At 59.1% G+C, this 24,967-nt stretch carries 19 protein-coding genes; 6 read left to right on the forward strand and 13 right to left on the reverse strand.

Annotated features, from left to right (window positions below; genetic code table 11):
• The 3 genes from VMU57_RS07370 to VMU57_RS07380 form a co-directional block, all read left to right on the forward strand.
• Window positions 1-1,519 (forward strand): ABC transporter ATP-binding protein (locus VMU57_RS07370; RefSeq protein WP_325381988.1); only part of this gene is annotated, 1,519 nt, incomplete at its 5' end.
• Between the two features lie 28 nt (window positions 1,520-1,547).
• Complete coding sequence (gene lpxB, locus VMU57_RS07375; RefSeq protein ID WP_325381989.1) at window positions 1,548-2,798, forward strand: lipid-A-disaccharide synthase; 1,251 nt, start codon at window positions 1,548-1,550, stop codon at window positions 2,796-2,798.
• A gap of 46 nt (window positions 2,799-2,844) precedes the next feature.
• Window positions 2,845-4,830: a M1 family aminopeptidase gene (locus tag VMU57_RS07380; protein ID WP_325381991.1), complete on the forward strand. Its 1,986-nt coding sequence runs from the start codon at window positions 2,845-2,847 to the stop codon at window positions 4,828-4,830.
• 25 nt (window positions 4,831-4,855) lie between these two features.
• On the opposite strand, the gene VMU57_RS07385 is transcribed toward VMU57_RS07380, so the two are convergent.
• The 11 genes from VMU57_RS07385 to VMU57_RS07435 form a co-directional block, all read right to left on the reverse strand.
• On the reverse strand, window positions 4,856-6,094 hold the full coding sequence (locus tag VMU57_RS07385) for an ABC transporter permease (protein WP_325381993.1): 1,239 nt from the start codon (window positions 6,092-6,094) through the stop codon (window positions 4,856-4,858).
• A gap of 4 nt (window positions 6,095-6,098) precedes the next feature.
• Window positions 6,099-7,355, reverse strand: a complete 1,257-nt coding sequence (locus VMU57_RS07390; RefSeq protein ID WP_325381995.1) for an ABC transporter permease — start codon at window positions 7,353-7,355, stop codon at window positions 6,099-6,101.
• Window positions 7,356-7,438: 83 nt separating this feature from the next.
• Complete coding sequence (locus VMU57_RS07395; protein ID WP_325381997.1) at window positions 7,439-8,035, reverse strand: 3-hydroxyacyl-CoA dehydrogenase NAD-binding domain-containing protein; 597 nt, start codon at window positions 8,033-8,035, stop codon at window positions 7,439-7,441.
• Complete coding sequence (locus VMU57_RS07400) at window positions 8,035-8,220, reverse strand: hypothetical protein (protein ID WP_158910555.1); 186 nt, start codon at window positions 8,218-8,220, stop codon at window positions 8,035-8,037. Before VMU57_RS07400 ends, VMU57_RS07395 begins: the two co-directional genes overlap by 1 nt.
• Window positions 8,221-8,256: 36 nt before the next feature.
• Entirely contained in the window at window positions 8,257-9,852 is a 1,596-nt protein-coding gene (gene malQ, locus VMU57_RS07405; RefSeq protein WP_325382002.1) for a 4-alpha-glucanotransferase, read from the reverse strand.
• A 131-nt stretch (window positions 9,853-9,983) separates the two neighbouring features.
• On the reverse strand, window positions 9,984-11,348 hold the full coding sequence (locus VMU57_RS07410) for a glycosyl hydrolase family 8 (RefSeq protein WP_325382004.1): 1,365 nt from the start codon (window positions 11,346-11,348) through the stop codon (window positions 9,984-9,986).
• Between the two features lie 68 nt (window positions 11,349-11,416).
• Window positions 11,417-12,625, reverse strand: a complete 1,209-nt coding sequence (gene manD / locus VMU57_RS07415) for a D-mannonate dehydratase ManD (protein ID WP_325382006.1) — start codon at window positions 12,623-12,625, stop codon at window positions 11,417-11,419.
• Window positions 12,622-15,144 carry an alpha-glucuronidase family glycosyl hydrolase gene (locus VMU57_RS07420; RefSeq protein WP_325382008.1) on the reverse strand — a complete coding sequence of 841 codons (2,523 nt, stop codon included), beginning with the start codon at window positions 15,142-15,144 and terminating at the stop codon, window positions 12,622-12,624. Before VMU57_RS07420 ends, manD begins: the two co-directional genes overlap by 4 nt.
• Window positions 15,145-15,373: 229 nt before the next feature.
• Entirely contained in the window at window positions 15,374-16,609 is a 1,236-nt protein-coding gene (locus tag VMU57_RS07425) for an ROK family protein (protein ID WP_325382010.1), read from the reverse strand.
• 6 nt (window positions 16,610-16,615) lie between these two features.
• Entirely contained in the window at window positions 16,616-17,377 is a 762-nt protein-coding gene (locus VMU57_RS07430) for an SDR family NAD(P)-dependent oxidoreductase (RefSeq protein ID WP_325382012.1), read from the reverse strand.
• A 282-nt stretch (window positions 17,378-17,659) separates the two neighbouring features.
• The gene (locus tag VMU57_RS07435) at window positions 17,660-19,525 is read right to left on the reverse strand and encodes a DNRLRE domain-containing protein (RefSeq protein WP_325382014.1); all 1,866 of its coding nucleotides are present in this window, start codon (window positions 19,523-19,525) and stop codon (window positions 17,660-17,662) included.
• A 294-nt stretch (window positions 19,526-19,819) separates the two neighbouring features.
• On the opposite strand from VMU57_RS07435, the gene pgm reads away from it, so the two are divergent.
• The 3 genes from pgm to VMU57_RS07450 all read left to right on the forward strand — a co-directional run bounded on the left by pgm (window position 19,820) and on the right by VMU57_RS07450 (window position 23,275).
• On the forward strand, window positions 19,820-21,466 hold the full coding sequence (pgm, locus tag VMU57_RS07440; protein WP_325382016.1) for a phosphoglucomutase (alpha-D-glucose-1,6-bisphosphate-dependent): 1,647 nt from the start codon (window positions 19,820-19,822) through the stop codon (window positions 21,464-21,466).
• A gap of 207 nt (window positions 21,467-21,673) precedes the next feature.
• A complete protein-coding gene (locus tag VMU57_RS07445; RefSeq protein WP_325382018.1) occupies window positions 21,674-22,930 on the forward strand; it encodes an arsenic transporter in 1,257 nt (418 codons plus the stop codon).
• A gap of 18 nt (window positions 22,931-22,948) precedes the next feature.
• Window positions 22,949-23,275: a rhodanese-like domain-containing protein gene (locus tag VMU57_RS07450; RefSeq protein WP_325382020.1), complete on the forward strand. Its 327-nt coding sequence runs from the start codon at window positions 22,949-22,951 to the stop codon at window positions 23,273-23,275.
• Window positions 23,276-23,410: 135 nt separating this feature from the next.
• Here the strand turns inward: VMU57_RS07450 and VMU57_RS07455 are convergent, their stop codons facing one another.
• Window positions 23,411-24,367 (reverse strand): tyrosine-type recombinase/integrase, encoded by a 957-nt coding sequence (locus VMU57_RS07455; RefSeq protein ID WP_325382022.1) that lies wholly within the window; start codon window positions 24,365-24,367, stop codon window positions 23,411-23,413.
• Between the two features lie 109 nt (window positions 24,368-24,476).
• Window positions 24,477-24,967 (reverse strand): tyrosine-type recombinase/integrase (locus VMU57_RS07460; RefSeq protein WP_325382024.1); only part of this gene is annotated, 491 nt, incomplete at its 5' end.

Here is a 24,967-nt window from a genome sequence, read left to right on the forward strand (position 1 = left end):
CTCGGGCGTCCTCGCCATCTTCGAAGACATCTTCGTCCTGGCCTTCATCGTCATCATCATGCTGCGCATGAGCTGGCCGCTCGCCCTGCTGACGCTAGCCGTTATCCCGGCAATTCTGTACGTCACCGGCATCTTCCGCAAGCATGTACGCGAGAGCTACCGCCGCATCCGTTCGGCCATCGCCAAGATCAACAGCTACATGCAGGAGCATGTCAGCGGCATGTCCATCGTGCAGCTCTTCAACCGCGAGCAGCATGCCTTCGACGAGTTTGCCTCCGTCAATCGCCTGCATATGGACGCCTTCAAGGACGCCATCTTCGCCTACGCCCTCTACTATCCGGCGGTCGAACTACTCAGTTCCATCGCCATCGCGCTGGTGCTCTGGCGCGGCGGCATCAGCGCCCTCTTCACCGGCGCACCGCTGGCCGCTGGGCTGCCGTTCTACGAATACATCCTGCATCCGATGCGCTCGCCCGGATCGACGGTCACGCTTGGCGTCCTGATTGCATTCATCCAGTACGCGCAACGCTTCTTCCGCCCCATTCAGGACCTCAGCGAGAAGTACAACATCCTGCAAGCCGCCATGGCCGCCAGCGAACGCGTCTTCAAGCTACTGGACTCTGAACCCGAGATTTTGTCTCCTCCGAAACCCCTCGAAGGCGACCGCTCCGGGCGCGTAGAGTTCCGCAACGTCTGGTTTACCTATCAGACTCTCGATGAGGCCCAGCGCCTTCGCGTGGAGTCGGCGACCGAAGACGAGCTGCGCGGCTATGCCGACATCGAATGGATCCTCTGCGGCGTCAGCTTCGTCGTCGAGCCCAACGAGACCGCCGCCATCGTCGGCCACACCGGCGCGGGCAAGACCACCATCATCAGCCTGATGATGCGCTTCTACGATATTCAGCGCGGAAGCATCCTCGTCGATGGCGTCGACGTGCGCCTGCAGGACATGCACGCCCTGCGCCGCCGCTTCGCCGTCGTTCTGCAAGACCCCTTCCTCTTCACCGGCACCATCGCGGACAACATCCGCCTCGGTTCAAAGTGGGTCACAGACGAACGCCTCCAGCGCGCCGCAGATGAGGTCAACGTCGGCGACTTCATTCGCTCGCTCCCGCTGCAATTCGCCGAGCCGGTGCAAGAGCGCGGAGCTACTCTCTCCACCGGCCAGAAGCAGCTCATCAGCTTTGCCCGTGCGCTGGCCCACGATCCCGGAATCCTTATTCTGGACGAGGCCACCTCCTCGGTCGATACCGACACGGAACTCCGTGTGCGCGGCGCTCTCTCGCGCATGGTCACTGGCCGAACCTCCATCCTCATCGCCCATCGGCTGTCCACCATTCAACGGGCTGATACCATCCTCGTGATGCACAAGGGACAGTTGCGCGAGCGCGGCACCCATCAGGAGCTGCTCACCCATCGCGGCCTCTATTGGAAGCTCTACCAGTTGCAATACAAAGACCAGGAGATACCGGCAGAGACCGTGCTTCCCTCCCAGCTTTCTGACGCAGTTCTACCCTGATACAGATTCAAGCGAACGCGAGTCGAACGTGGCAGAAAGCAATCCATCTCCGCGCATCTTTCTCTCCGCCGGCGAAGCCAGCGGGGACTACTATGGCGCTCAGATCATGACTGAGCTACGCACCCGCCTGCCGCAGCTCGCCAGCTTCGGCCTCGGCGGCACCGAGATGGCAGCCGCCGGACTCGATCGCATCGTTCGCGCCGAAGATGTGGCCCACATGGGCATCACCGAGGTGATCCGCCACATGCCGCGTATCTATGGCGAGTACCGCCGCCTGGTCGCATCCATCAAAAAGCGCCGCCCCGATATTGCCATCCTCATCGATTTTCCCGACGTCAACTTCCGGCTCGCCCGCACGCTCCGCAAGCTGAACGTCCCGGTCATTTATTTCGTAAGCCCCCAGCTCTGGGCATGGAAGCGGAAGCGCCTGCGCTGGGTGCAGCAGCGCGTCAACCGCATGATGGTCATCTTTCCCTTTGAGGAGAGCTTCTACCGTGCGCGCAATGTCGATGCTACCTTCGTCGGCCACCCGTTGGCACAGCTGCCGCTCCCCGATGTCACCCGCTCGGAGTACGCCACGAAGTACGCGCTCGACCCTTCAAAAAACTGGATTGCCCTGCTTCCGGGCAGCCGGCGCAAAGAGGTCAAGCTTAACCTGCCCGAGATGCTGCACGCAGCCGCTATCTTGAACGCCCAGGGAAAATATGAGTTCGTCGTCCCGGTGGCCTCAACGGTAAACAACTCGTACATTCTCAACTTCCTGCAAGACCCCATCTACTACAGCGCAACCAAGCCACGAGTGATCCTGGTCGACGACGCGCGCGAGGCGCTCCACCACGCGCGTGCCAGTATTGTCGCCAGCGGTACCGCAACGGTCCAGGCAACGGTCATCGGAAATCCATTTCTCGTCGTCTATCGAGTCTCTCCCCTTACCTTTGCGCTCGCGCGGCACCTTATCCGCTATCCGCTTGAAATCCCGGCGGAGAAAGATAAAGACGGCAACCTCCCGATTGCCATGGTCAATCTTGTTGCCGGTAAGCGCATTGTGCCCGAGCTGCTGCAAGACCGCTTCACCGCAGAAAATGTCGCGGCAACCCTCGCTCCTCTGCTGGCCGACGATCCTCGACGCGAACAGATGCTTGCAGATCTCGCCGAAGCACACTTCAAGCTGCTTCCAGCCGCGGGATCAAGCCCCATCGCCCAGGTTTGCGACGCCGTGGAGGCGCTCCTGGGGCAGACCCAAGCCGCAAGTGGCCGAATTTCAGCGACAAGCGTCTAACATCACGAAGGCTGTACCATTATTTTTTTGAGGATCTTCGCCCGACATGCACCTACCTTTCCGGTATCTTCGAGTTCTGGTCACGGCCTTGTTTCCTGCGTGTATTCTCACGGCTCCGCTATGGGCAGCCCCGGTCAGACCTCAGATGCATGTCACCGGCTACGTCATCACGGCCGACCTCGATCCTTCGGTGCATCAGCTCACGGCGAAGGCGGCAGTTACCTTCACAGCGCTCGAGGATCTCACCTCTCCCGTCTTTGAGCTGAATAACGGGCTGAAAATCACCAAGGTCACGGATGCAAGTGGCAAACCGCTCGAATCGGAACGCCTCACCAACAACAGCACCGTGCGCTTTACCCTGGCCACGCCGATTCCGAAAGGAAGCAGCACCACCTATACCTTTGAATACTCCGGCACGCTGACCGGCTCCGATACCAGCCCGGTCAGCGGAATCAAGCTGGCCTCGATCGACGATCCCATTAGCATTCTGCTCTATCCCGGTGCGTGGTTCCCCATGACCGGCCTTTATACCGACCGCTTCACCGCTGAGATGCACATCCGCGTTCCTTCCGACGAGCGCGTGGTTGGCAGCGGGGTGGCTGGGCAGAAGGTTCTTTCCGGCAATCGCACCGAGTACGACTTCAACTGGACCAAGCCCGGCTTCCCCGGCACCATTATCGCCGGCAAGTTCCTCGATCCCGCAGGCACATCGGGCGTCAACAATATTCACGTCTACGTCACCGACAAGCGCAAGCCCTTCGCCCTCGACTTCGCTCACACTGCCGACCGGGAGTTTGAATTTATGACCAGCAAGTTCGGTCAGCCCGAGTCTCCGACTCTGAACCTCGTGGAACTGCCGGACGATGCCGTCTCGGCTACCTGGGCGCCGGAGATTGTGGCCATCGGCGGAGCCCGCATCGCCGCGCGCAACGCCCAGCGGCTCATCTCCAACACCATCGCGCATCAATGGTGGGGTAGCGAGGTCTCACCTGCGACCTTGAACGACGCCTGGATCACCAACGGCATGTCGCGCTATGCCGAGCTGATGTATCTCGAAGACTCGGCAGGAAAGACAGCATTTCAGTCAGCCATTACCGATGTCTCTGCCGGTGCGCTGGCGTACGATACGATGCCGCTCACCTCGCTAGGCCGCCTCGATCCGTTCTCGCCGCAGTTCCAATCGATGACCCTTGAGAAAGGGGCGATGGTCTTCCACATGCTTCGCTGGGAGATGGGCGACGACACCTTCACTCAATTTCTGCGTGGACTGCTCTCGCAGTACACCGACAAGTCCATCCGCAGCTCCGACGTTCAAACCGTCGCCGAAGCGCAGTCACACCTGGAACTGACGCCGTTCTTCTCACAATGGATCGACGGCACCGGCGCGCCGTCCTTCGGAGACAAGTACACCGTCTTTCGCCTTGGAAACAACAAAGGCTTCCGTACCGTCGGAGGGATCACCCAAGACCTCGATCTCTTTCGCATGCCGGTTGAATTACGCATCGAAACGGACGGAAAGACGGAGATCAAGCGCATCATCGTCAGCGGCAACGAGTCGCAGTACTCCGTCGAGACTTTTGGCCGTCCTCGCCACATCAGCATCGATCCGGAAAACTGGCTGCTGAAGAGCACGCCCGATCTGGCTGTGCGTGTGGCAGTCTTACGTGGGCAGGAGCAAGTTGCGCAGGGCGATCTTGCAGCCGCGCTGATCGAGTACCAGAAAGCCCTCGACGCCAATAAGAACAGCTCACTCGCCTCCTACCGTATCGGCGAAGTCTTCTTCATGCAGCGCAACTATCAGTCCGCGGCAAACTCTTTCCGCGACGCTCTGCGTGGAGATGACGACCCCAGATGGGTCGAGGTCTGGAGCCACATCGAGCTGGGCCGCATCTTCGACCTGACCGGCCAGCGCGATCGTGCCGTCAATGAATACCGGCTCGCGGTGCAGACCAACGACAACACGCAGGGTGCGATCAACGAGGCACGCGCGTTGATGCAAAAACCATACAAGCGCCCGGCTGAACAAAATTAATCAGACAACGGTTTCAGGCATTACGTTATTCATACCGTAACGCTTCGATGGGATCGAGATTGGCCGCCTGGATCGCCGGGATCATTCCGCTAACAGTGCCTACGACGACGAGGACGACCGTCGCCAGGATCACGATATGCGGCGAGATCAGCAGATAGATATCCGCCGCACTGGCATTCGTAGCAATCGCGCTGTAGAAAGTGATGCCGCCAACTGCTTCGCTGACTCCATAGGCCAGGGCGATGCCCGCCACTCCGCCGACTCCGGTAATCACCAGGGCTTCGGCAAGAAATTGAAGCAGGATGTGGCGCTTGCGCGCTCCCAGCGCCTTCTCCACGCCGATCTCTCGCGTGCGCTGCTGCACGCTGACCAGCATGATATTCATCAGGCCAATTCCGGCGATGCCCAGCGTCAGCGTTCCGATAAAGAGCAGGAGCACCTGCAGGCCCAGCGAGATGAGGCGGAACTGTGCGAGTTGCTCCATAATATTGGCCACCCAGATGGCGTTATGGTCTGTGGGCCGAAAGGAGTGCGCGGCTGCGAGCGTATTTCTCAGCGCGTGTTCCACCGCCTTAGGCTCACCGCGATAGTTGAACCAGATGCCGTCGAGGTATTTGGTGTCCTTGATATCGCCCATGGTTGAAAACGGAATGTAGCTGATGCGATTGATATTGTCATCACCCTCCTGCATCTTGGGCTTCAGAACACCAATCACTTCGAAGCTGATACCGTTCAACCGAATGGTCTGGCCAAGAGCGAAGATTCCAGAGAAAAGCTTCGACTTTGCCTGCGATCCAATGACTGCAACATGGTTTCGTTGTTGCAGATCGGCTGCTGTGAGAAAGCGGCCTTCGGCCAGGTCCATCTTCTGAATATCCTGAATATCGGGGGAGACGCCATCTACCTCCCACGTATAGGTGTGCAGATCGTTCTGCACCGGCACCGACTTCCAGAGCATGGGCGACACATGCAGAACTCCGGGAACTGTCTCCTGAATGCGCTCCACATCTTCCATCTTGAGACGAACCGGTACGCCGGCCTTGGTTCCACCCACCTGCTCGCTGGTGGTGCCAGGAAAGACGCCGATCATGTTGGTGCCGAACTGGGCGAAGATGGTTTCGAACGCGCGCCCGAAGCCTGCGCCATAGGCGAGCAGAAGAACAACTGTAGCGATGCCCCACGCCATGCCAACAATCGTGATGGCCGTGCGCCTTCCATTGTGCCGCATCGCTTCCATCGCTTGTCCGAAGATATCTCGCAGCATCGCCCTACTCCTTGCGCAGCGCCTCAACCGGCTGCATCATCGCTGCTCGGCTTGCCGGATAGATGCCAGCGATAACGCCGCAAAGCACAAGTGTTCCCATCGCCATCGCCGCCGACCACGGCACCAGCCGCGGCGGATCGAATCCCATCTGGTTGTGTCCTAACGCATGTCCCAGCACCAGCATCAGCGTGGCCGCGCCCGCAATTCCGATCAAACCGCTGATTCCTGTCAACATAATTCCTTCGAGAAAAAACTGCATCAGGATGCTGCGATTGGTCGCTCCCAGCGCCTTGCGCAGGCCAATCTCCTTGGTACGCTCCGTCACCGTCACCAGCATGATGTTGATAATGCCGACCGCGCCCAGCGCCAGAGTAACGATGCCGACCCCGCCGAGAAAGACATCCATGGCCGTGAAGATCAGGCCGATGGTGTGGTTCGCCTTGATGGTGTCCCACTCTTCGAAGGCGTCCGTCAGGCTGGGGTCAAATCCATGCCGCATCGCAACAATCCGATGCACGTCCGCCTTCGCCGCCTCGTTCATGTCCTCGGTTGTAGGCTGATATTGGATTGAGGTGACAGCATCTGCGGGGACATTTTCGCCGAGAATCGGAAAGAGCTGCAGCATCGTCGACAGCGGGATATAGATCTTCTGGTTGTCGCCATCGTTGTTGCCTCGACCAATTTTGGGAGCGACGCCGATCACCTGAAAACGATATCCATTCAGCATGATGAAAGACCCGACCGAAGGCCGGCCGGGAAAGAGCAGCTTATTATTCTTCTGGCCCAGAAATACTACCTGCCGATGTTGTGCCTCGTCGCCTGCGTCGAAAAAACGACCCTCGGCGACGGGAAGGTTACGAATCTGAGGGTAGTTCACCTCCACCCCCAGGACGGAGCCGCCCGCGCTGGAGAACTCGCTGACCTCCTTCACATCGCTACGGTCGATAAACGCCGTTGCATTGCGAACATGAGCCGCCTCGGCACGAATCGCATCGGCATCGCTCAGCGTCAGCTTATAAGGTCGCATGCCCGTGTGCTGGTTCGGCATTGCTGGCACGGTACCGCTGAAGAGCATGATGACGTCTGATCCCAGTTCGGACAGGCTCCTGCGCTGCCCGGAGCGGAATCCCTCTCCCAGCCCAATCAGCAACAGCAACGAAGCCACGCCCCACGCGATGCCGAACATGGTGAGGAAGGATCGCAGCTTATTCGCTCCGATTGATTGGAAGACCTGGGCAAAGATGTCGAGAAGGGCGCGCATGACGATGGTTGGACTTCATTCTCCCACCTCTGTTACGCAAAATCCCATAAATCAGTTCCGAATTTTGCTTTTATTTTCGAGATCTACAGGGTGGCTTGCGTCTGGTTCTTCATCAGCACAGGTACGTCAGGGTCTGGTTCACTCTGCACGTTCATGCGCAGCAAACGCAAAAACCCTTCCGCTGCCGCCAGCGTGCCTGCGTCCGCAGATGCCGGATACAATAGCCGTACCGCTGAACCTACTTCAGAAACGCCGACCGCGAAGCCTCCACGGACGGCAAAACACCGCTCAGGACGATACACGCACGACGCCAGATCGGTGATGCTCAAGGCGTCACTGGGTGTGCACAGAATCGTCTTTGGCGGAGCCATTCGATCGACCATGCTGAAGATCTCCAGCTTCGACTCCAGTTCATCGGGAACGAAATCGACGGCGATGTCTGCCTCACGGACGGCATCTTCTACGGTCAATGCAAGGTCGAGGCTTCCCGGCGAATCACCTAGATCCATCTCGGCGAAATCGGCCTCAGCCCGGCGAAGATTTGCCGGCATCACATCTTCGAGCACCACATGAAATCCGGCGGCGACACAAGCCAACGCGAAACTTCGGCCGGCCATCCCCGCCCCAATCACCGCCACCGTTCTGATCTCGAACGGTGACGGGGAAACCACAGGCTGCATTATTTTTTGCTCGCGACGGCGTTGATGACGGACTCATAGCTCGGCTCAGATTGTTTGATATGTTCAGAAACGCGCTGACGCTCATCCTCGGTCAGCGACGGCAGCACGGCAAGAATGCGGCGCAGCGTAACCGAAATATCGTCAACATAGTTCATCGTGCGGATAGCTTCGCCAGAAAGAGGCATGGATACTCCTGAAAGTTTAATTTACTCATCTTCAGTCTAAACGCTGGAGCCCAGCTCTGCCCGTTTGTGGGCTTCTTCCGTAGGTTCTCCAGCCTCGCCCCCCTCTTTCGGAGCTTCATAACCGTCACGGTCCGTCATCTCCATCAGCGCCGCCAGCTTAGTCGCGAAATCCGGATGCAGCGCATTCAGCCCATAGCGCCACGTCCAGTTCCCCGCCCCGGCTGCGGGAGTGTTCATCCTGCCCTCGCTGCCCAGGTGTAGGACATCCTGCATCGGAAAGATGCACAGATTCGCCACCGATCTTGCAGCCGCACGCATCATCGCCCAAACAATATCGCCCTCATGCTCAATCGTCTGCAGATAGGTCTGCGCGTGAGATCGTTCCATCTCGCTGGCATCGTCGCGCCACCAGCCCAGCGTCGTGTTATTGTCGTGCGTTCCTGTGTAAACCACCGTGTTCTGCACAAACCGATGCGGAAGGTAGAGATGGCTACCCCTGTCCGAGAACCCAAACTGAAGGATCCTCATCCCCGGCATGCCAAAGTGTTCGCGCAGCTCATCGACCTCTGGCGTAATCAATCCAAGGTCCTCGGCAACAAAGGGCAGGTTCCCAAATACCTCTCTCAACCGATCGAAAAGCTCATGCCCGGGAGCCTTCACCCACAGGCCGTTGATCGCGGTTGGCTCATCCGCCGGAATCGACCAATACGCCTCGAAGCCGCGGAAGTGATCCAGGCGTATCGAGTCGTAAAGTGTCAGCGCGCGTCGAATCCGCGCTACCCACCAGTCAAATCCGCGCTCCTTCATCAGGCCCCACTTATACAGCGGATTCCCCCAGCGCTGGCCAGTGACCGAAAAGTAATCCGGCGGCACACCCGACACCCGTGTCGGCTTCAAATCCTCGTCCAGCTCAAATATCTCGGGATGCGTCCACACATCGGCGCTATCGTAGTTCACAAAGATTGCGACATCGCCCAGGATCCGAATCTTCCGCTCTGCGCAATATGTTCGCAGCGCGCACCACTGCTCGTTGAAGAGAAATTGAACAGCCTGCTCTATCGCCAACTCTCGCCCATGCGAGTTCAGCACGGCGGTCAACGCATCGCTCTTGCGCCGGGCATAGTCGGCTGGCCAGTCAATCCAACTGACATAGCCATGCATCCTCCGCAGCACATTGAACAGCGCATAGTCGGAGAGCCACGAGATATTGTCCTTGCAAAACTTTTGAAACCGGGCACGCACGTCATCCGGTGCGCGATCCAGAAAGTTTGCAGCCGCCTCCTCGACCAGCGGCAACTTGATCCGCATCGCCTCTACGAAATCCGCTGGCCCGTCATGTCCTGCCAAGCCCTGGATTCGCTCGGCGGCGATCCAGCCATCCTGCGCCAGTCGTTCCAGGCTGATGAACAAGGGGTTTCCCGCAAACGCCGACAGCGCAGAATAAGGCGACCCGCCATAGCCTGTGGGGCTTAGAGGCAACACCTGCCACAACCGTTGCTTCGCCGCAGCGAGAAAGTCAACGAAGGCATACGCCGCCGGGCCAAAATCCCCCACGCCACCATACGACGGCAGCGACGTCACATGCAGCAGCACTCCCGACAACCGATCAGCATTCATCGCTTCCCCACTCATCGCTCCCCCTGTACTACCTGAAACGTTTGATGCCGATTCATCGTCCGTCGAAAAATGACGAAAGGCCCGTCCCTCTATCGTCCATAGTAGAGGAACAGACCTTCCGGAACAGTTAAGAGATATCGTCCTGATTACCGCTGCTTAGCTTCCCATATACGAAAGTTTCCGCTCGAATGAAGCAGGCTCATCATGTAAAGCATGCCGTCGTAATAGCGTTGCTCTCCGGATGGGACAGGCGAGTTCCATAGCGCATCCACAAAAGCCTTCGAGATTGGCCCTTTCGTCGCAGCAAGACCGGCAGTGGCCGTTGTGGCCAGCATCCCCGTGGAGTGACGCTGCGAGAGCGGTTTGCCGTCCAGCGTGTACTGATCGCTAAACGTGTTAACACCCTGACCGAAGAGGAACTTCTGGATGCGATCGCTCAGCACATTCTCTTCCGCATCCTTGTGCCACCATGAATAATCGATCGACCAGTTGCTAGCCGTCCGCCATGAGTCATAAGAGAAGTTAGCTGACATAGGATTAAAGACGGTGCCGTGCGGTTTGCCATCGAAGTCAGCATAATCCGGCGCGAGGCCAGTGGTGGGATTCGTCGCTTTCTGAAAGAAGTCCCGGCTGGCTGTTGCAGCTTCAGCCCAGAAGGCGCGGTCCTCGACCGGTCCCCAGCGGGCCCACAGTTCATAAAACGCAGGCAGATGATAAGAGGGATCGGTAAAGCTGCCGCGCCCCATGCCAGGCACGAAAAGGATCATCTTGTACGGTTCGTTGACCATAGGGCCAACCGTCTGCGGATGATTGCGCGGAGGAAAGCCAGGACGCGTGGGAGGAGCGAAGGGTGGTTCATCAGGCTTCAGACGAAAGGGCGGTATGCCGGTCTTGACCGGATGATGGCGCATGAGGCTCAGGATACGGTCGGCCTGCGCCTTGTAGTTATAGATGCCGGTACCATTGCCCCAACGGTTCGCGGCAAAGTAAAGGCTCATCACGAAATACTCTTCACCATCAGGAGCAGGCGAGTCAGAGCGCGGCGTTCCATCCGTATGCATCGACCACGAGAAGTAGCCGACAGAAGGATTGGCTGGATCGGTGATGAGCATGTAAGTATTCGCCCAGTTCCAGATGGCGTCGAACTCATGCTTCCTGTTCATCTGAACGGCGATCATCATGCCGTACGACATGCCCTCCGTGCGAGCATCGCGATTGGCAACATCCGTGATGTAAGCAAGCGGCCCATTCGCATTGCGGCCCACCTCGTAGTAGACGGCTTGCGTCTTCTTGTCACCGTGAAAGAGCTGCTCAAAGGCCGCATCGATCTTGGCGCGGCTCTGCTTCGCACTATGCCCTTGTTCCGCAAAAAGATCGCGGTAGTGACCCGTGCGGTAAGCCCCCGAGCCATCGGCCTTCGTGGTCTGTCCTTGCGCATGGAGAACGACGGGCACCATGAAGAAAAGGGCCGCTACAAGCAACGGCAGTCGAGTACGGATGATTCGCATCATAAGATCTCCATTGACGAGCAGCCGCGCCGCCCGCTTCCAATCTGAGTAATAAGGTTGTGGGCGAATAGCTACCAATCCGTAAGCGTGCCGTCGAGCTTGCGAGCAATCGGCAGATAGGCACGCTGGTACGGATACTTCGCAGCGAGACTTTCGTCGATATCCACTCCTAGCCCCGGCGCATCTCCCGGATACATATATCCCGCATCGAAGGTGTAGTTGTGGGGAAACACTTCATCAGTAAGCGCACTGTGATGCATGTGCTCCTGGATTCCGAAGTTATGGATGGCAAGCCCCAGATGCAGGGCAGCAGCCATCGTGACCGGAGAGAGATCGGTCGCTCCATGGCAGCCGGTCCGCACCTGATACAGCGCCGCAAAATCGGCAGTCTTCTTTACATGCGTGATGCCGCCGCCATGCACAATCGACATGCGAATGTAATCGATCCACTGCCTGCGGATAAGGTCATGCGCATCCCATATCGAATTGAAGACTTCGCCCGTAGCGATCGGTGTCGTGGTGTGCTTGCGTATCAATTCAAACCCTTCCTGCAACTCCGCGGGGCACGGATCTTCCATCCAGAAGAGGTGATACGGCTCAAGCGCCTTGCCCAGCCGCGCCGCCTCAATCGGTGTAAGCCTGTGATGTACGTCATGAAGCAGATGCACATCGGCCCCAAGCTCGACGCGAAGTTTCTCAAAGAGCGATGGCGCGAAGTTCAAATACTTTTCGGTGGACCAGAGGCTCTCGGAAGGTAGCCCACGCTCCGCAGGCTCATAAGCCTTACTTCCCTTGGGCACGCCATAGCTGCCTGCAATTCCCGGCACGCCGGACTGCGCACGAACCGCAAGGTAGCCTTCCTCCATGTGCTTGCGAACGGAGTCCAGCGTCTCCGCAATATCGCTCCCATTGGCATGAGTGTAGACCAGCACGCCATTGCGGCTCTTTCCACCAAGCAGGTTATAGACAGGAGTGTTGAGCGCCTTGCCCTTGATGTCCCACAAGGCGACGTCGACCGCGGCAATCGCTGCCATGGTGATAGGCCCGCGGCGCCAGTAGGCTCCACGATAGAGATACTGCCAGATGTCCTCGGTCTGAAACGGGTCGCGGCCAATCAGGCATGGAAGGACATGCTCGGAGAGATAGCTTGCGACCGCCAGTTCGCGGCCGTTCACTGTCGCGTCGCCGAGACCGTAAATTCCCTCATCGGCTTCAATCTTGAGCGTGACGAAGTTGCGGTCAGGAGAGCAGACGATCAGGCGGGCGGCGGTGATTTTCATTGTTTTGTGATCTCGATGTAGTCAACAGCTGCGGGCTCGGCTCCATCAGGGACGCCGTGCAAGGTAAGCATATCTCCCGGAGCAAGTCTCGCCCCGGACAAAGTGAAGCGCGTACTGGTATGGCCGTCGAGCTTCTTGTCAGAAACAGCGGGGGGCAGCGTATTGTCTGCCGTCCAGTGGGCGATTGTGTGGCCATTCAACAGAAGCTCATACCGCGCCGTCCCCGGATGAATATCGAAGTATTGAACAGCAATGTTATAGATGCCCATCGGCTTATCGAGCTTCGTCGTAAGCGTGCAGGCAGCGGCGCGATCACACACCACAGCCTTGCCGCCCGAGGCAGTCTCCCACGGCGTAACATCGACCGGCGTGTAGCCGTCACGTTGCATCGCCTCCGCTTCGATGCGATTGGGATAATGTCCCACTCGCCCCTTCGCATCTGGAATGCCCGACATGCGAATAAACCAATTGCTCACCGCATCCCGCCAGACCACAGCATGTCCCGCCTGATACTCGAAGAGAGCCAGCGTGCGCTGATAGCGATCGTCATCGATAAGCCCATGCAGCGTCTGCCAGCGCGGAGCATATGTTGCCGCGGTTGCAGCCCCATCGTAGTGCGAGTCGTAGACATACTGAATCACGGTCTTGCCGCTATGCAGAACATGGTCATAGGCAACATGATGCATGAAGAGCAGAAGGTTGTCGGGACAAGTAGTCAGCGATTCATAAACCTTCGCCAGCTCCGGCGGATACTGCCCGATATAGCCCGTACCCGTAGCAACCGTCCGGTCCATACCAATGCCCTTATGATCGGCGCGAAGCCATTGTCCCCATCCGTTCCGCTCCGCCGACTCGATTCCCGGCCCGTAGTGAATGCCGATAATGTCCGTCAAAGTGCCCAGTCCAAGCGGCCCGGTGTACTCCTCATAGGTGTGCCAGGAGTTGCGCTGCAAATCGTCGATCGTCGAAACCACCTTCGGATTATTTCCAAACGTAAGCCGCGTCCAGCCATCGACAATCTGATCGGTCGTCAGGTCAGGATTCCATGCAAGCCTGCCATAGCCATAGAGATTCGCCATGGCCATGGGATGATGCAGCCAGTTATCGTCCAGCCCAACATTCACCACGGCGACAAAACCGCCCAGCGGTTGATGGAAGCTCTTCCCTTCGACGATCTCTTTGACGGGCGTGCTTCGGTTTTGCGCCCGCATGTCCGTATTGAGCGCCGTCTTCCACATCGGCACCAGAAAGACCATGTGCCGCTGCTGACCGGTATACTCTTGCGTCACCTGCAGTTCGATCGCCTGATTGGTATGTTGCAACGCGGCGAAGAGCGAAGAGACCGGCTCGCGCACCTGAAAATCAATCGGTCCATTTTTAATCTGAATCACGACGTTTGGTTCAAACTTTCCGTCGAGCGCGCGAAAGTTGTCATAACCCGCGCGGGCCCGGTCGGCTTTCATGTCGTGCCAATCCAGATGCTGGTTGTAGACGAAGCCGCGATAGAGAACAACCCCGCCGTGCGGCTGCAATGCTCGCGCCAGAACATTCGCCGCCTGCGCAGGATTGCGCCCATAGTGCGAAGGGCCAAGCCGCCCCTCCGAATCTGCCTTGACAACGAAACCGCCGAAGTCCGGTATCAGCTTATAGATCTCATCGGTCTTCTGCTGCCACCACTCAATAACCTGCGGATCGAGCGGATCGAACGTCGAAAGATGGCCGACCGCCTGTGGGCTGGAGAGGTCAACCGAGAGAGACATGCGAACGCCCCACGGACGCAGTGCGTCGGCGATCCGCGCCAGCTCGCGCAGCATCTCCGGCTGCAAGGTACGCAGGTCGGAGTTCACATTGTTCACCGTGCATCCATTCAAGCCAACCGAGGCCAGCAGCCGTCCATAATCCGACACGCGCGTCAGGTCTCCGCGCACGTGTCCGCCATCAAAGAAGATGCTTCGCCCCGCATAGCCGCGCTCAATCGAGCCATCGAAGTTGTCCCACTGGTTCACCCAGCGAATGGGTGCGGATGGAGACTCGGAGTCCGGCACAATCTCGTGCAACTCCCCAACCTGTTCCAGCAGATGAAAGACACCATACAGTTCGCCCGTCGGGCTACCGCCAGCCACGATCCACAGATGATGCCCATGCTCATCGAGCTTCGAAATCGCAAAGCCCTCGGCAGCAAGTGTTGCAGGATGGCTCCATTGCGGCAGCAGTTGATGCAGCTCCTTCGGCGTGCCCAACACGAGAGCATCTGCATCTGGCAGAGTCGACTCTACACGGAAGTCACTGCCAAGCATGCCATGCAGGCCCCGAGCCAACTCTGCTGATGCGCTGTGCCCCAGCGAAGACGTGTCCATCTGCACGATGCGATGTGGAAGCGATCGATCCCGGCGAAGCGCAGAGGCGTCTGCAATGCGGCCATATCGAAGCCAGCCCGCGGCCCCAGTCTCCGCCTGCGCGAATCCCGTGGCCAGGCAGCAAAAAACAACGAGAGCAATACCGCGTCGAAGCCTTAACACAAAAGTAGCCCTTGCAGGAAGAGATGACCCTCAGTTAAACATGCATCACCAGGGTTCATCTTATCCGAGGTCCATTTATTACGTGACACAAACTTTATCGGGACTGCAGGAGAACTGTCAAACAAGAATTTGGAGCTAATTCGATTTAGTAAAGCAAAACGGCCTGTGTGAGCTCACTGCTCAATAAAATAAATCAGCAAATCATCGACACTCTGTCCTCAGCAAAACGTCAATGCGTCGAGCGGTGATAACCCGAGTGCCGTTGCAACACCACCGCAGCTCCACCGCGCAGGCGAGAGAGTTCCCCGTCATTGGTCACCATCAGGCGCGGCGCTGTGCCTGCCAGCATGGTGTTTTCTAACTCCGTCTGCACGATCGGACCAAAGCGGCCCCACGATGTCGTCAGATCGCCGGTGATCAGAATGATATCGGGCGAAAGTGCCGCAGTGATTAAACGGAGTCCACGGCCAAGGTGCTTTGCCTGCCGCGAGACAGCTTCAATAGCGGCAGCATCGTCCTCTTCGGCAAGTTGAAGCAACTCCTGAATCACCAGCGGGCGGCTCTTCGGCGACAGTTCCTTATAGTAGCGAAGCGCAGCCGATGAAGAGGCGAATACCTCCCAGCACCCCCGCTGCCCGCAGCCACAGGCAGGCCCTGCCGGATCAATCGGAATATGCCCAAACTCTCCCGCCAATCCATTGCGGCCTACAACAATCTGCCCATTCGCCAGGATCGCCGTCCCGAGCCCCTCCGAGACAGTAATCAGCACGGCATTGCGCACCCCATCCATCCTGCCAAACCATAGCTCCGACAGAAGACAGGCGTTCGCGGCATTGTCCAACTCCACCTGCAACTCCAACCCTTTTTCTATCGCCGCCTTCACGTCGTAGTCTGACCATTTCAAATTCGGCGCAAGGATCAACCGTTGAGACTCTGGATGAATGCGTCCCGGCAGGCTGACGCCGATACCTTCGAATGTCTTGTTCGCATGACGGTCCCGCATCGCCCGCATCGAGCCAACAATCTTCTCCACGGAGCGCGCCGGATCGGAGACCAGAGGAACGACTTCCCGCGCAAGGAAGCGTCCATTCAGATCGACCACCGCGACAATAGCTTGTTGCGGGCGCAAGTCGGCGACAAGAATTACGAGCTCATCATTCAACGAAAGCAGCGTTGGCCGCCGGCCTCGCGGACGCCGTACCACCGCACCTTCCGTGATCCATCTTTCGTTAAGAAGCTGCTCCACAATCGCCGAGACCGTGCTCGGCTGCAGGCCGGAGAGGCGCGACAGATCAGCACGGGCAACCGGTTGCCGGGCGCGAATCAGCTCAAGGACAATATCGCGATTGATATCGCGCGCACTCTCGCTCGAGGCAAGCTCAACATAGGCCAGATCGACATGTCTCCCGCGCGCAGCAGCCTTCTGAACACGCGTAGTTGTTTTTTGAACCGTTGACTTGGCCATAGGATCCTATTGGTTTACTCCACTGGCAAGATAGCCGCCATCAACCGCCACAATCTGTCCCGTCACGTACGCGGATTCCTCCGATGCAAGAAAGACCGCGGTCCCCGCAACCTCTTCGACAACGCCAAAGCGCCTCATCGGAGTTCGCAGCAGAAGCTCGTGGCCGCGCGGCGAATCGAGCAGCGCACGGTTCAGGTCAGTGGGGAAGATGCCCGGCGCAATCGCATTCACACACACCCCGCGATCGGCCCACTCAACCGCAAGCGAGCGAGTCAGCGCGCCAACCGCAGCTTTGCTGGCTCCGTAAGCAGCCACATCGCGAAAGGCGACGAAGGTCGAGAGCGAAGCGATATTAATGATGCGGCCGTATCCCTGCTCCAACATCGATGCTCCAAAGATCTGGCAGGCGCGCAACGTGCCATTCAGGTTGACGTTCATAATGCTCTGCCACAACGCTTCCGGGAACTCGAGCGTGGGCACCCGCTTGGTGATGCCCGCCGAATTAACCAGGATATCGATTCGCCCAAAATGCGACTTCACCGCATCGTGCAGATCCTGAATGGACCGGCGGTCGGTAACATCGGACACGACCCGCAGCGTCCTGCGTCCGCACGCCTCTAAAATTTCCGCGACTGCGTCCACTGGCTCCGCTGACCGAGAGGACGCAACTACGTCCGCTCCAGCGGCGGCCAATCCAAGTGCAATGGCCTTTCCAATCCCCGAGGTCCCTCCAACAACGACCGCGCATTTTCCTTCGAGATTAAACATTTCGACGTCTCCCTTGGAGCATTAGCCGAGTCATCGGGTATAAATTCTTGTCTTGGTTGAAAATATCAGCAGGCGCATTCGCGACGCCAGTGCAATCATCCCAAAAGAATATATCCCTGTAACTTATTGATATTCAATTAAATAATTCCATGTCGGTTGGCAAAAAGAACCACCGCACGGGCATCAAATCAAAGCAATCAGCATCGAGGGATAAGATTACTTCACGTCCACAATAATATGAGAAAAAATATAGATATACGCCTTCGGCGACCAGCCAGGGTGTCAGTTACAGGCGAATGCCATCCACACAGCCCCTAGCGTTCCATTCGCACCGCTTACCTCAAAGTCTACGAAGTTCCCCGCCGTCACCACGACGCTTCCTGTCACAGAACAGGAGCCACCCGAAGCCGCCCTGCAACTGAGCGAGGTATCGACCATATTCCCCGGAGTTCCCTGCCTAACCATCACATTGATTGCGTTCAGCTGTTGCGAATACACGCTCAGCGTGGTCGCCGTACATCCCGCCGGAACCCACGTCAGCACGGACGCATCTTCACTTCCACCAGCATTCGTGTTGCTCACTGAATAGAAAATATTGTTGAACGAAACCGGATGGTACATCGAACCCGACAACGCTCCAGATGCGCCACCGGTTCCTCCTCCAGTACCATTCGTTCCCGCCGCCCCCTGTGGAATGGTGAAGTTCAACACTGCCGCGGACGCTGTCCCACTATTCGTCACTGCCGCCATCGAACCGGCAGCGCCGGTCGTCACCGTTCCCACGCTCACCGTCGCCGCGACACCCGACGGGCCAGTCGGTCCCGCACTTCCCTGCTGCGCCAGCACCGCCCACACTGCAGGAGACCGATCCGGCTCCATCCCGGCGTTGCTCCCCTGCGCCAGATAGGTGCTCCCTGCAAACAACACTGCATCATTGGCCTGATAGCTCACACCCAAACCCCACGCCCCTCGATAATTCATCCCAACCGTCCCGGCAGCACCCGCAACACCCGGCACTCCCTGGGGCCCGGCAACTCCCTGCGGCCCCGTCGCGCCGGTAGCTCCAGCAGGGCCCTGCGCGCCTGCCGCACCCTGCACCGCCAGCAAACTCCAATAGGTCGGGCTCGTTCCCGGAGTATTTCCGTGATTGGCCGCAGCTACCGATATATAACTCGACCCCTGATAGCTCACGGCATCGTTCACCGCATAGTTCGGACTCGATGAGTAGCTCCCGCGAAACAGCATCCCTGCCGGGCCTGCGGGCCCAGTCGCTCCCGCCGGGCCAGTCAAACCAGTTGCTCCAGCAGGTCCAGCGGCTCCCACGGGACCGGCAGCGCCCGCAGGTCCCGCAATACCTTGCAGACCCTGAAGCCCTTGCGGCCCAACTGACCCTTGTGGCCCAACTAGCCCGGCTGGCCCCATCGAACCAACTGGCCCCACCGCGCCCGTATCTCCCTTAGCTCCAGCCGGACCGGCCACTCCTTGCAAACCAGTAGCGCCCGTAGCCCCGGCCGGTCCAGCAGACCCCGTCAAACCAATAGGCCCGGTTGGCCCCACAGGTCCGGTTGGCCCCACAGGTCCGGCTGGCCCGGACGTAGCCAAGGTCACGTCCAGCATCGCGGCATGTCCGGTCAAATCATTTTCCTTGCTATCGAACTGCACTGCCGCGACATCCGCCGTCAACGCCAGGCCATTGTTCGTTGCAGGAGATGAGACCCACCCCTGCACCAGCGAGGTCACATCCACCGTGACATAAGCACCCGCCGCATCCACCTGAACGACCTGCGTTGCGCTCCCCAGCGAAGGTACGGTCGCATACGTCACGCTGTACTCGCCCCACGCTCCATTCACGGGACGCACGCTCACCTGCCCCACCGCGTCCACCCGATTGCAATACAGGCGAAGCACCGCTCGCGACACCTGCCCCGCCGTCGTCCCCGGGGGTAGCACACCCAGGTCAAACTGCAACAGGGATGTATACCCGGCGCCCACATTCAAATTTGAGATTGCCCCACTATTGACTCCGGGCAGCGCGCTGTTCACATGCGCATCCGCCACCAAAGACGCCTCTACCGCCCACGCTGGCCCTGCGACGAAGAGCCATACTGCCAGTCCCACCCAAAGCAGAGCTTTTCTTACCAAGACCATCAATATCCTCAGCAGGAAACGATCCTCCGCCGTGCAAACGAAGGACCGGCCTGCCAACTTCCAACGTTCGAAGCTCAGCGATGCACGTTGCGCTGGGCATGGACTGCCCATGCAATTGTTGTTTTCTAACCAGAAACCAGGGAGCATCACCGTTTTAGGCCACGCACGGTCGAAATACAAGCATCCTCGTGTACCACTTCCGTGTCATTGTCCCTCGTCGCGAAATTTCCCTCCCCATCCCGCATCTCATATAGTGCAAGTGTCGGCACCATTTTCCGCGAGGACATCAAAAGCATGAACACAGCCCCAGCCAATCAGCCCGGTCAGCTCCCCCTCCCTGCATCGCTGGTTAATATCCCCCACCTCATCACCGCCTATTACTCCCTCCATCCCGACGCCGCTGTTCCCGCGCAACGCGTGGCCTTTGGAACCTCCGGGCATCGCGGCAGCTCCTTTAGCGCCTCCTTCAACGACGACCACATCGCCGCCATCACCCAGGCCATCGTCGAGTACCGCGCCTCCCAGCACACCCTCGGCCCGCTCTTCCTCGCCAAAGACACGCACGCCCTCTCCGAGCCCGCCTTCACCACCGCGCTCGAGGTCCTCGCCGCCAACGGCATCGAGGTCATGATCGACGAGCACCTCGGCTACACGCCCACCCCCGTCCTCTCGCACGCCATCATTACTTACAACCAGAACCCCAGGCTCCACCGCGCCGACGGTATCGTGATCACTCCCTCGCACAATCCTCCCGAGGACGGGGGCTTCAAATACAACCCTCCCTCCGGTGGCCCCGCCGACACCACCGCCACCAAGTGGATCGAGAACCGCGCCAATGAGCTGATCACCAACGGACTAAAAGACGTAAAGCGCATCTCCTACTTCCGCGCGCTCTCGGCCGACAAAACCTATCGCCACGACTACATCACCGCCTACGTCAACGACCTCGGCAGCGTCATCGACTTCGAAGTCCTCAGCGGCACCACCCTCAAGCTCGCCGTCGATCCGCTCGGCGGAGCCGGTGTCCACTACTGGCCGCGCATCGCCGAGCGGTACAAGCTCCCCCTCGAAATCCTCAACCTCAACGTCGATCCCACCTTCCGCTTCATGACCTGCGATTGGGACGGCCGTATCCGCATGGACTGCTCCAGCCCCTTCGCCATGGCCAGCATGATCGCCAACAAAGCGAAGTACGATGTGGCCTTCGCCGCCGATACCGACCACGACCGCCACGGCATCGTCACCCGCACCACCGGCCTGCTCAATCCCAACCACTACCTCGCCGTCTGCATTCAGTACCTCTTCACCCATCGTCCGGACTGGTCGGATAAAGTCGGCATCGGCAAAACCCTGGTCTCGTCCAGCATCATCGACCGCGTAGCCAAGGGCCTCAACCGCCCCATGCTCGAAGTCCCCGTAGGCTTCAAGTGGTTCGTAGACGGTCTCATCGACGGAACGCTCGGATTCGTAGGCGAAGAGTCCGCTGGAGCCACCTTCCTCCGCCGTAACGCCAAAGTATGGACTACCGATAAAGATGGCCTCATCCCCGGCCTGCTCAGCGCCGAGATGACCGCCGTCACCGGCAAAGATCCCGGTGAGCTCTACCGCGACCTCACGCAGAAGTACGGCGACCCAACCTACCAGCGCATCGACGCCGCCGCCACCAAAGAGCAGAAGGCCAAACTAGGCAAACTCTCCCCCTCTCAAGTCACCGCCAAAGAACTCGCCGGAGAACCCATCACCGCCATCCTCACCGAAGCTCCCGGCAACCACGCACCCATCGGCGGCCTCAAGGTCACAACCGAGAACGGCTGGTTCGCCGCCCGCCCCTCCGGCACCGAAGACGTCTACAAGATCTACGCCGAATCCTTCAAAGGCGAAGCCCACTTAAAACAAATCCAAACCGAAGCCCAACACCTCGTCAACACCGCCATCGCCTGAGTAAATCTATACAGAAACTTTCAACAAAGTAAAAACATCTCGACTGACAACATCTCGACTGACAACATTTCGGGTTGACGACATTTCGGTTTAAACAGCCAGTCTGACACAGCCCAGTCTGACTAAGCGCAGTTTTGCTTAAGGGCACGGCTTCAGCCGTGCCACAATTGTGCGATATAAGCGGGGCTTTAGCCCCTGAGGTACGTTTTGCCCGCAGCCCACATCGCCATCTGGATCATCGCCGCCCTCAGCATCGCGCTGATGCTGATTCACCCGCGCGATCTCCCCGAAGCATGGTGGATCGGCATCGGCGCAGCAGCTCTCGTAGTCTTTCGCCTGATTCCGCTGCACCTCGCCGTCCACGCCATCGCCGAAGGCAGCGACGTCTACCTCTTCCTCGCCGGCATGATGCTGCTGGCGCAACTCGCCCACATGCACGGTGTCTTCAACTGGCTCGCGACTATCGCCATCCAGCACGCACGCGGCTCACGCACCCGTCTCTTCACCCTCATCTATATCGCCGGAACCTTCGTCACGATCTTCCTCTCCAACGACGCCACCGCCGTCGTCCTCACTCCCGCCGTCCTGGCCGCTACCCGCAAATCAAAGGTCGAGCCGCTTCCCTACCTCTTTATCTGCGCCTTCATCGCCAACGCCGCCAGCTTCGTCCTCCCCATCTCGAACCCAGCCAATCTCGTCGTCTTCCACACCGGAATGCCGCCACTCGGCGAATGGCTCCGCATCTTCCTCATCGCTTCTGTCCTCTCTATCGTGGCCACCTACCTCGCACTCCGTTGGTACTGCCGCAAAGACCTCGACGGCCCCGTCGAAAACACCGCAGAGACACTACACCTCTCCGAAGCAGGCAAACTAACCTTAATTGGCATCGCCATCGTCGCGGCCGTTCTCCTCACCGCGTCTGCGATGGGCAAAGACCTCGGCCTTCCCACTTGCATCTCGGCAATCCTCATCGCCGTAGTCATCTCCATCCGTGAACGAACCCGCCCCGCAGCCATCCTCTCCGAAATCTCATGGAGCGTTCTCCCCTTAGTCGCGGGCCTCTTCATCATGGTCGAAGCCATCAACACCGCCGGAGCGCTTCACCTCTCGCAGACCGCGCTGCAATATCTGCAACACCTGCCTCCCATCGCGGCATCGATGGCAACGGCCTTCGCCACCGGCCTCGGCACCAACCTCATCAACAATCTCCCGCTGGGGCTCATCGCCGCGGCCAGCATTCAAGCCGCGCACATCACCGGAGCACTCCGAAACGTCATCCTCATCGGCATCGACCTCGGTCCCAACCTCTCCGTCACCGGCTCTCTCGCCACCATCCTCTGGCTCATCGCCATTCGCAAAGAAGGCCAGGATGTAAGCGCATGGAAGTTCTTAAAGGCAGGCGTCATCATCATGCCCCCCGCGCTCGCACTCGCCACCCTCGCCGTCGCCCTCTTCACGCACTAAATCCCTGATAATAGAACCATGCTAGAACCAGAGATCACAGCCGAAGCCTTCATCCAGCAACGCCAGCAACCCAACCCACCCGTTCTGCTCGACGTCCGCGAGCCGTGGGAGTTCCAGACCGCCAGCCTCCCCGACAGCCTTCTGATGCCCATGGGTGAAGTCACTTCCCGTGCCCATCAGGAACTAGATCCCGACGCCCACATCGTCGTCCTCTGCCACCACGGAGCCCGCTCGCTCTCTGTAACCATGTGGCTGCGCAACCAGGGCTTCGACAACGCGCAGTCCCTCGCCGGAGGCATCGACCACTGGTCTCGCACCATCGACCCCGCCGTCCCGCTCTACTAAGCAATTGCCGTGGCCTGTTCTCCCAAACTCAGCCACAATGGCGCGGGTGCCCCATCCTTCGTAGCCCTATCGCGAAGGGTGGGATGCAGCAATCTCCGGCCCTTGCCGTTGTCTGTTCTCCCCTGCCATCCCCCGCTACTTCGCCCGCGGATGGGTCTCGTCATAGACGCGTTGCACCTGCCCCACCGTCAACTGCGTATACCGCTGCGTCGTCGACAGCCGCTCATGCCCCAGCATCTCCTGAATCGCCCTCAGGTCCGCGCCCTCTTCCAGCATGTGCGTCCCAAAGGCATGGCGCAGCGTGTGCGGATGCACGTCCGCTGCCAGCCCCCGGCTCAGGGCAATCGCCTTCACAATGCGTCCCACGCTCCGCGTCGTCAACCGGCAATCGCCGCGCATCCGCAGGTTCGTCAGCAACGGCCCGTCATGCACCAGCCCACCCTTACCCGCCGCCGTCAGCTTAGCTTCCCGCAGCGGCAGATAAATCCTCAGCGCCGCAGCCGCCTCATCCCCCAGCGGAACCAGCCGCTCCTTCTTCCCTTTACCTCGCACCAGCACAGCATCATCGCGCCACTTCACGCTGCCCATATTCAGTCCCACCAACTCCGAGTTCCGAATCCCGCAGCCATACAGCAGTTCAAAAATCACCCGGTCCCGCTCGGGCCATGCCGCCGCCGCTTCACTCGCCTCCTGCTTATTCGGCTTCTCAAGCGAATCGAGCACCCGGTTCACCTCTTCCATGCTCGGCACCCGAGGCAGATGCAGCGGACGTTTCGGTGTACTCACCAGCAGCGCCGGATTCTGCGCGACCTTCCCTTCCTTCGCCAGCCACTTGAACCAGCTCCGAATCGCCGCCAGAGCCCTCGCTGCACTCGCCTTGGTCAGCCCACGCTCATACAGCACGCCAAGGTACGCCCGAATATGCAGATGCTCCACCGCATCAATTCGCGCATCCTTCCCCAACGCCTCATTCAGATAAGCAGCAAACCCGCGCACCTCCCGCGCATAAGCCCGCACCGTATGCTCCGACGCTCCGCGCTCATTCGCGAGCATCGCCAGAAAACCTTCAGCCAGTCCCGCAATCTCGCTCATCGCTCCAAAACCTCACACAGCCATAAAACGGGGTGCCCCATATCTCGATTCTGAGATGTGGGCATCGCGCGCAGCGCGACCGCTCCAGCCCATCTCTCCGAGCCCGTACTCAACTCTCAGCGATCCGCCGCTTCCCACGCGGATGATGCGCACGATGAACCGCCTTCAGATGTCCCAGCGCCACATGTGTATAAACCTGAGTCGTCGCAATATCCGCATGCCCCAGCAGCGTCTGCACGCTCCTCAAGTCCGCGCCGTGCTCCACCATGTGCGTCGCGCAGCTATGCCGCAGCATATGCGGACTCGCCTTCGTTCCCGCCCACGAAGCGCTCCGCACCATCTCCCAAACCCACTGCCGCGTCAGCGCCTTCCCACGAATACTCAAAAATAACGCCCGCGACAAAAACCCACGCCGCACCAAACCGGGCCTCCCCAGCGACAGATACCGCTCCAGCGCCTCTACCGCACTCCGTCCCAGCGGAACAATCCTCTCCTTATCGCCCTTGCCTCGTACCTGTGCCCGAGCCTGATCGAGATGCAGATCTTCCACACCAAGCGCACAAATCTCTCCCACCCTCAACCCACCCGCATAAAGCAGCT

The organism is Edaphobacter sp. (assembly GCF_035532915.1).
In the GTDB taxonomy this organism is placed as follows: domain Bacteria; phylum Acidobacteriota; class Terriglobia; order Terriglobales; family Acidobacteriaceae; genus Edaphobacter.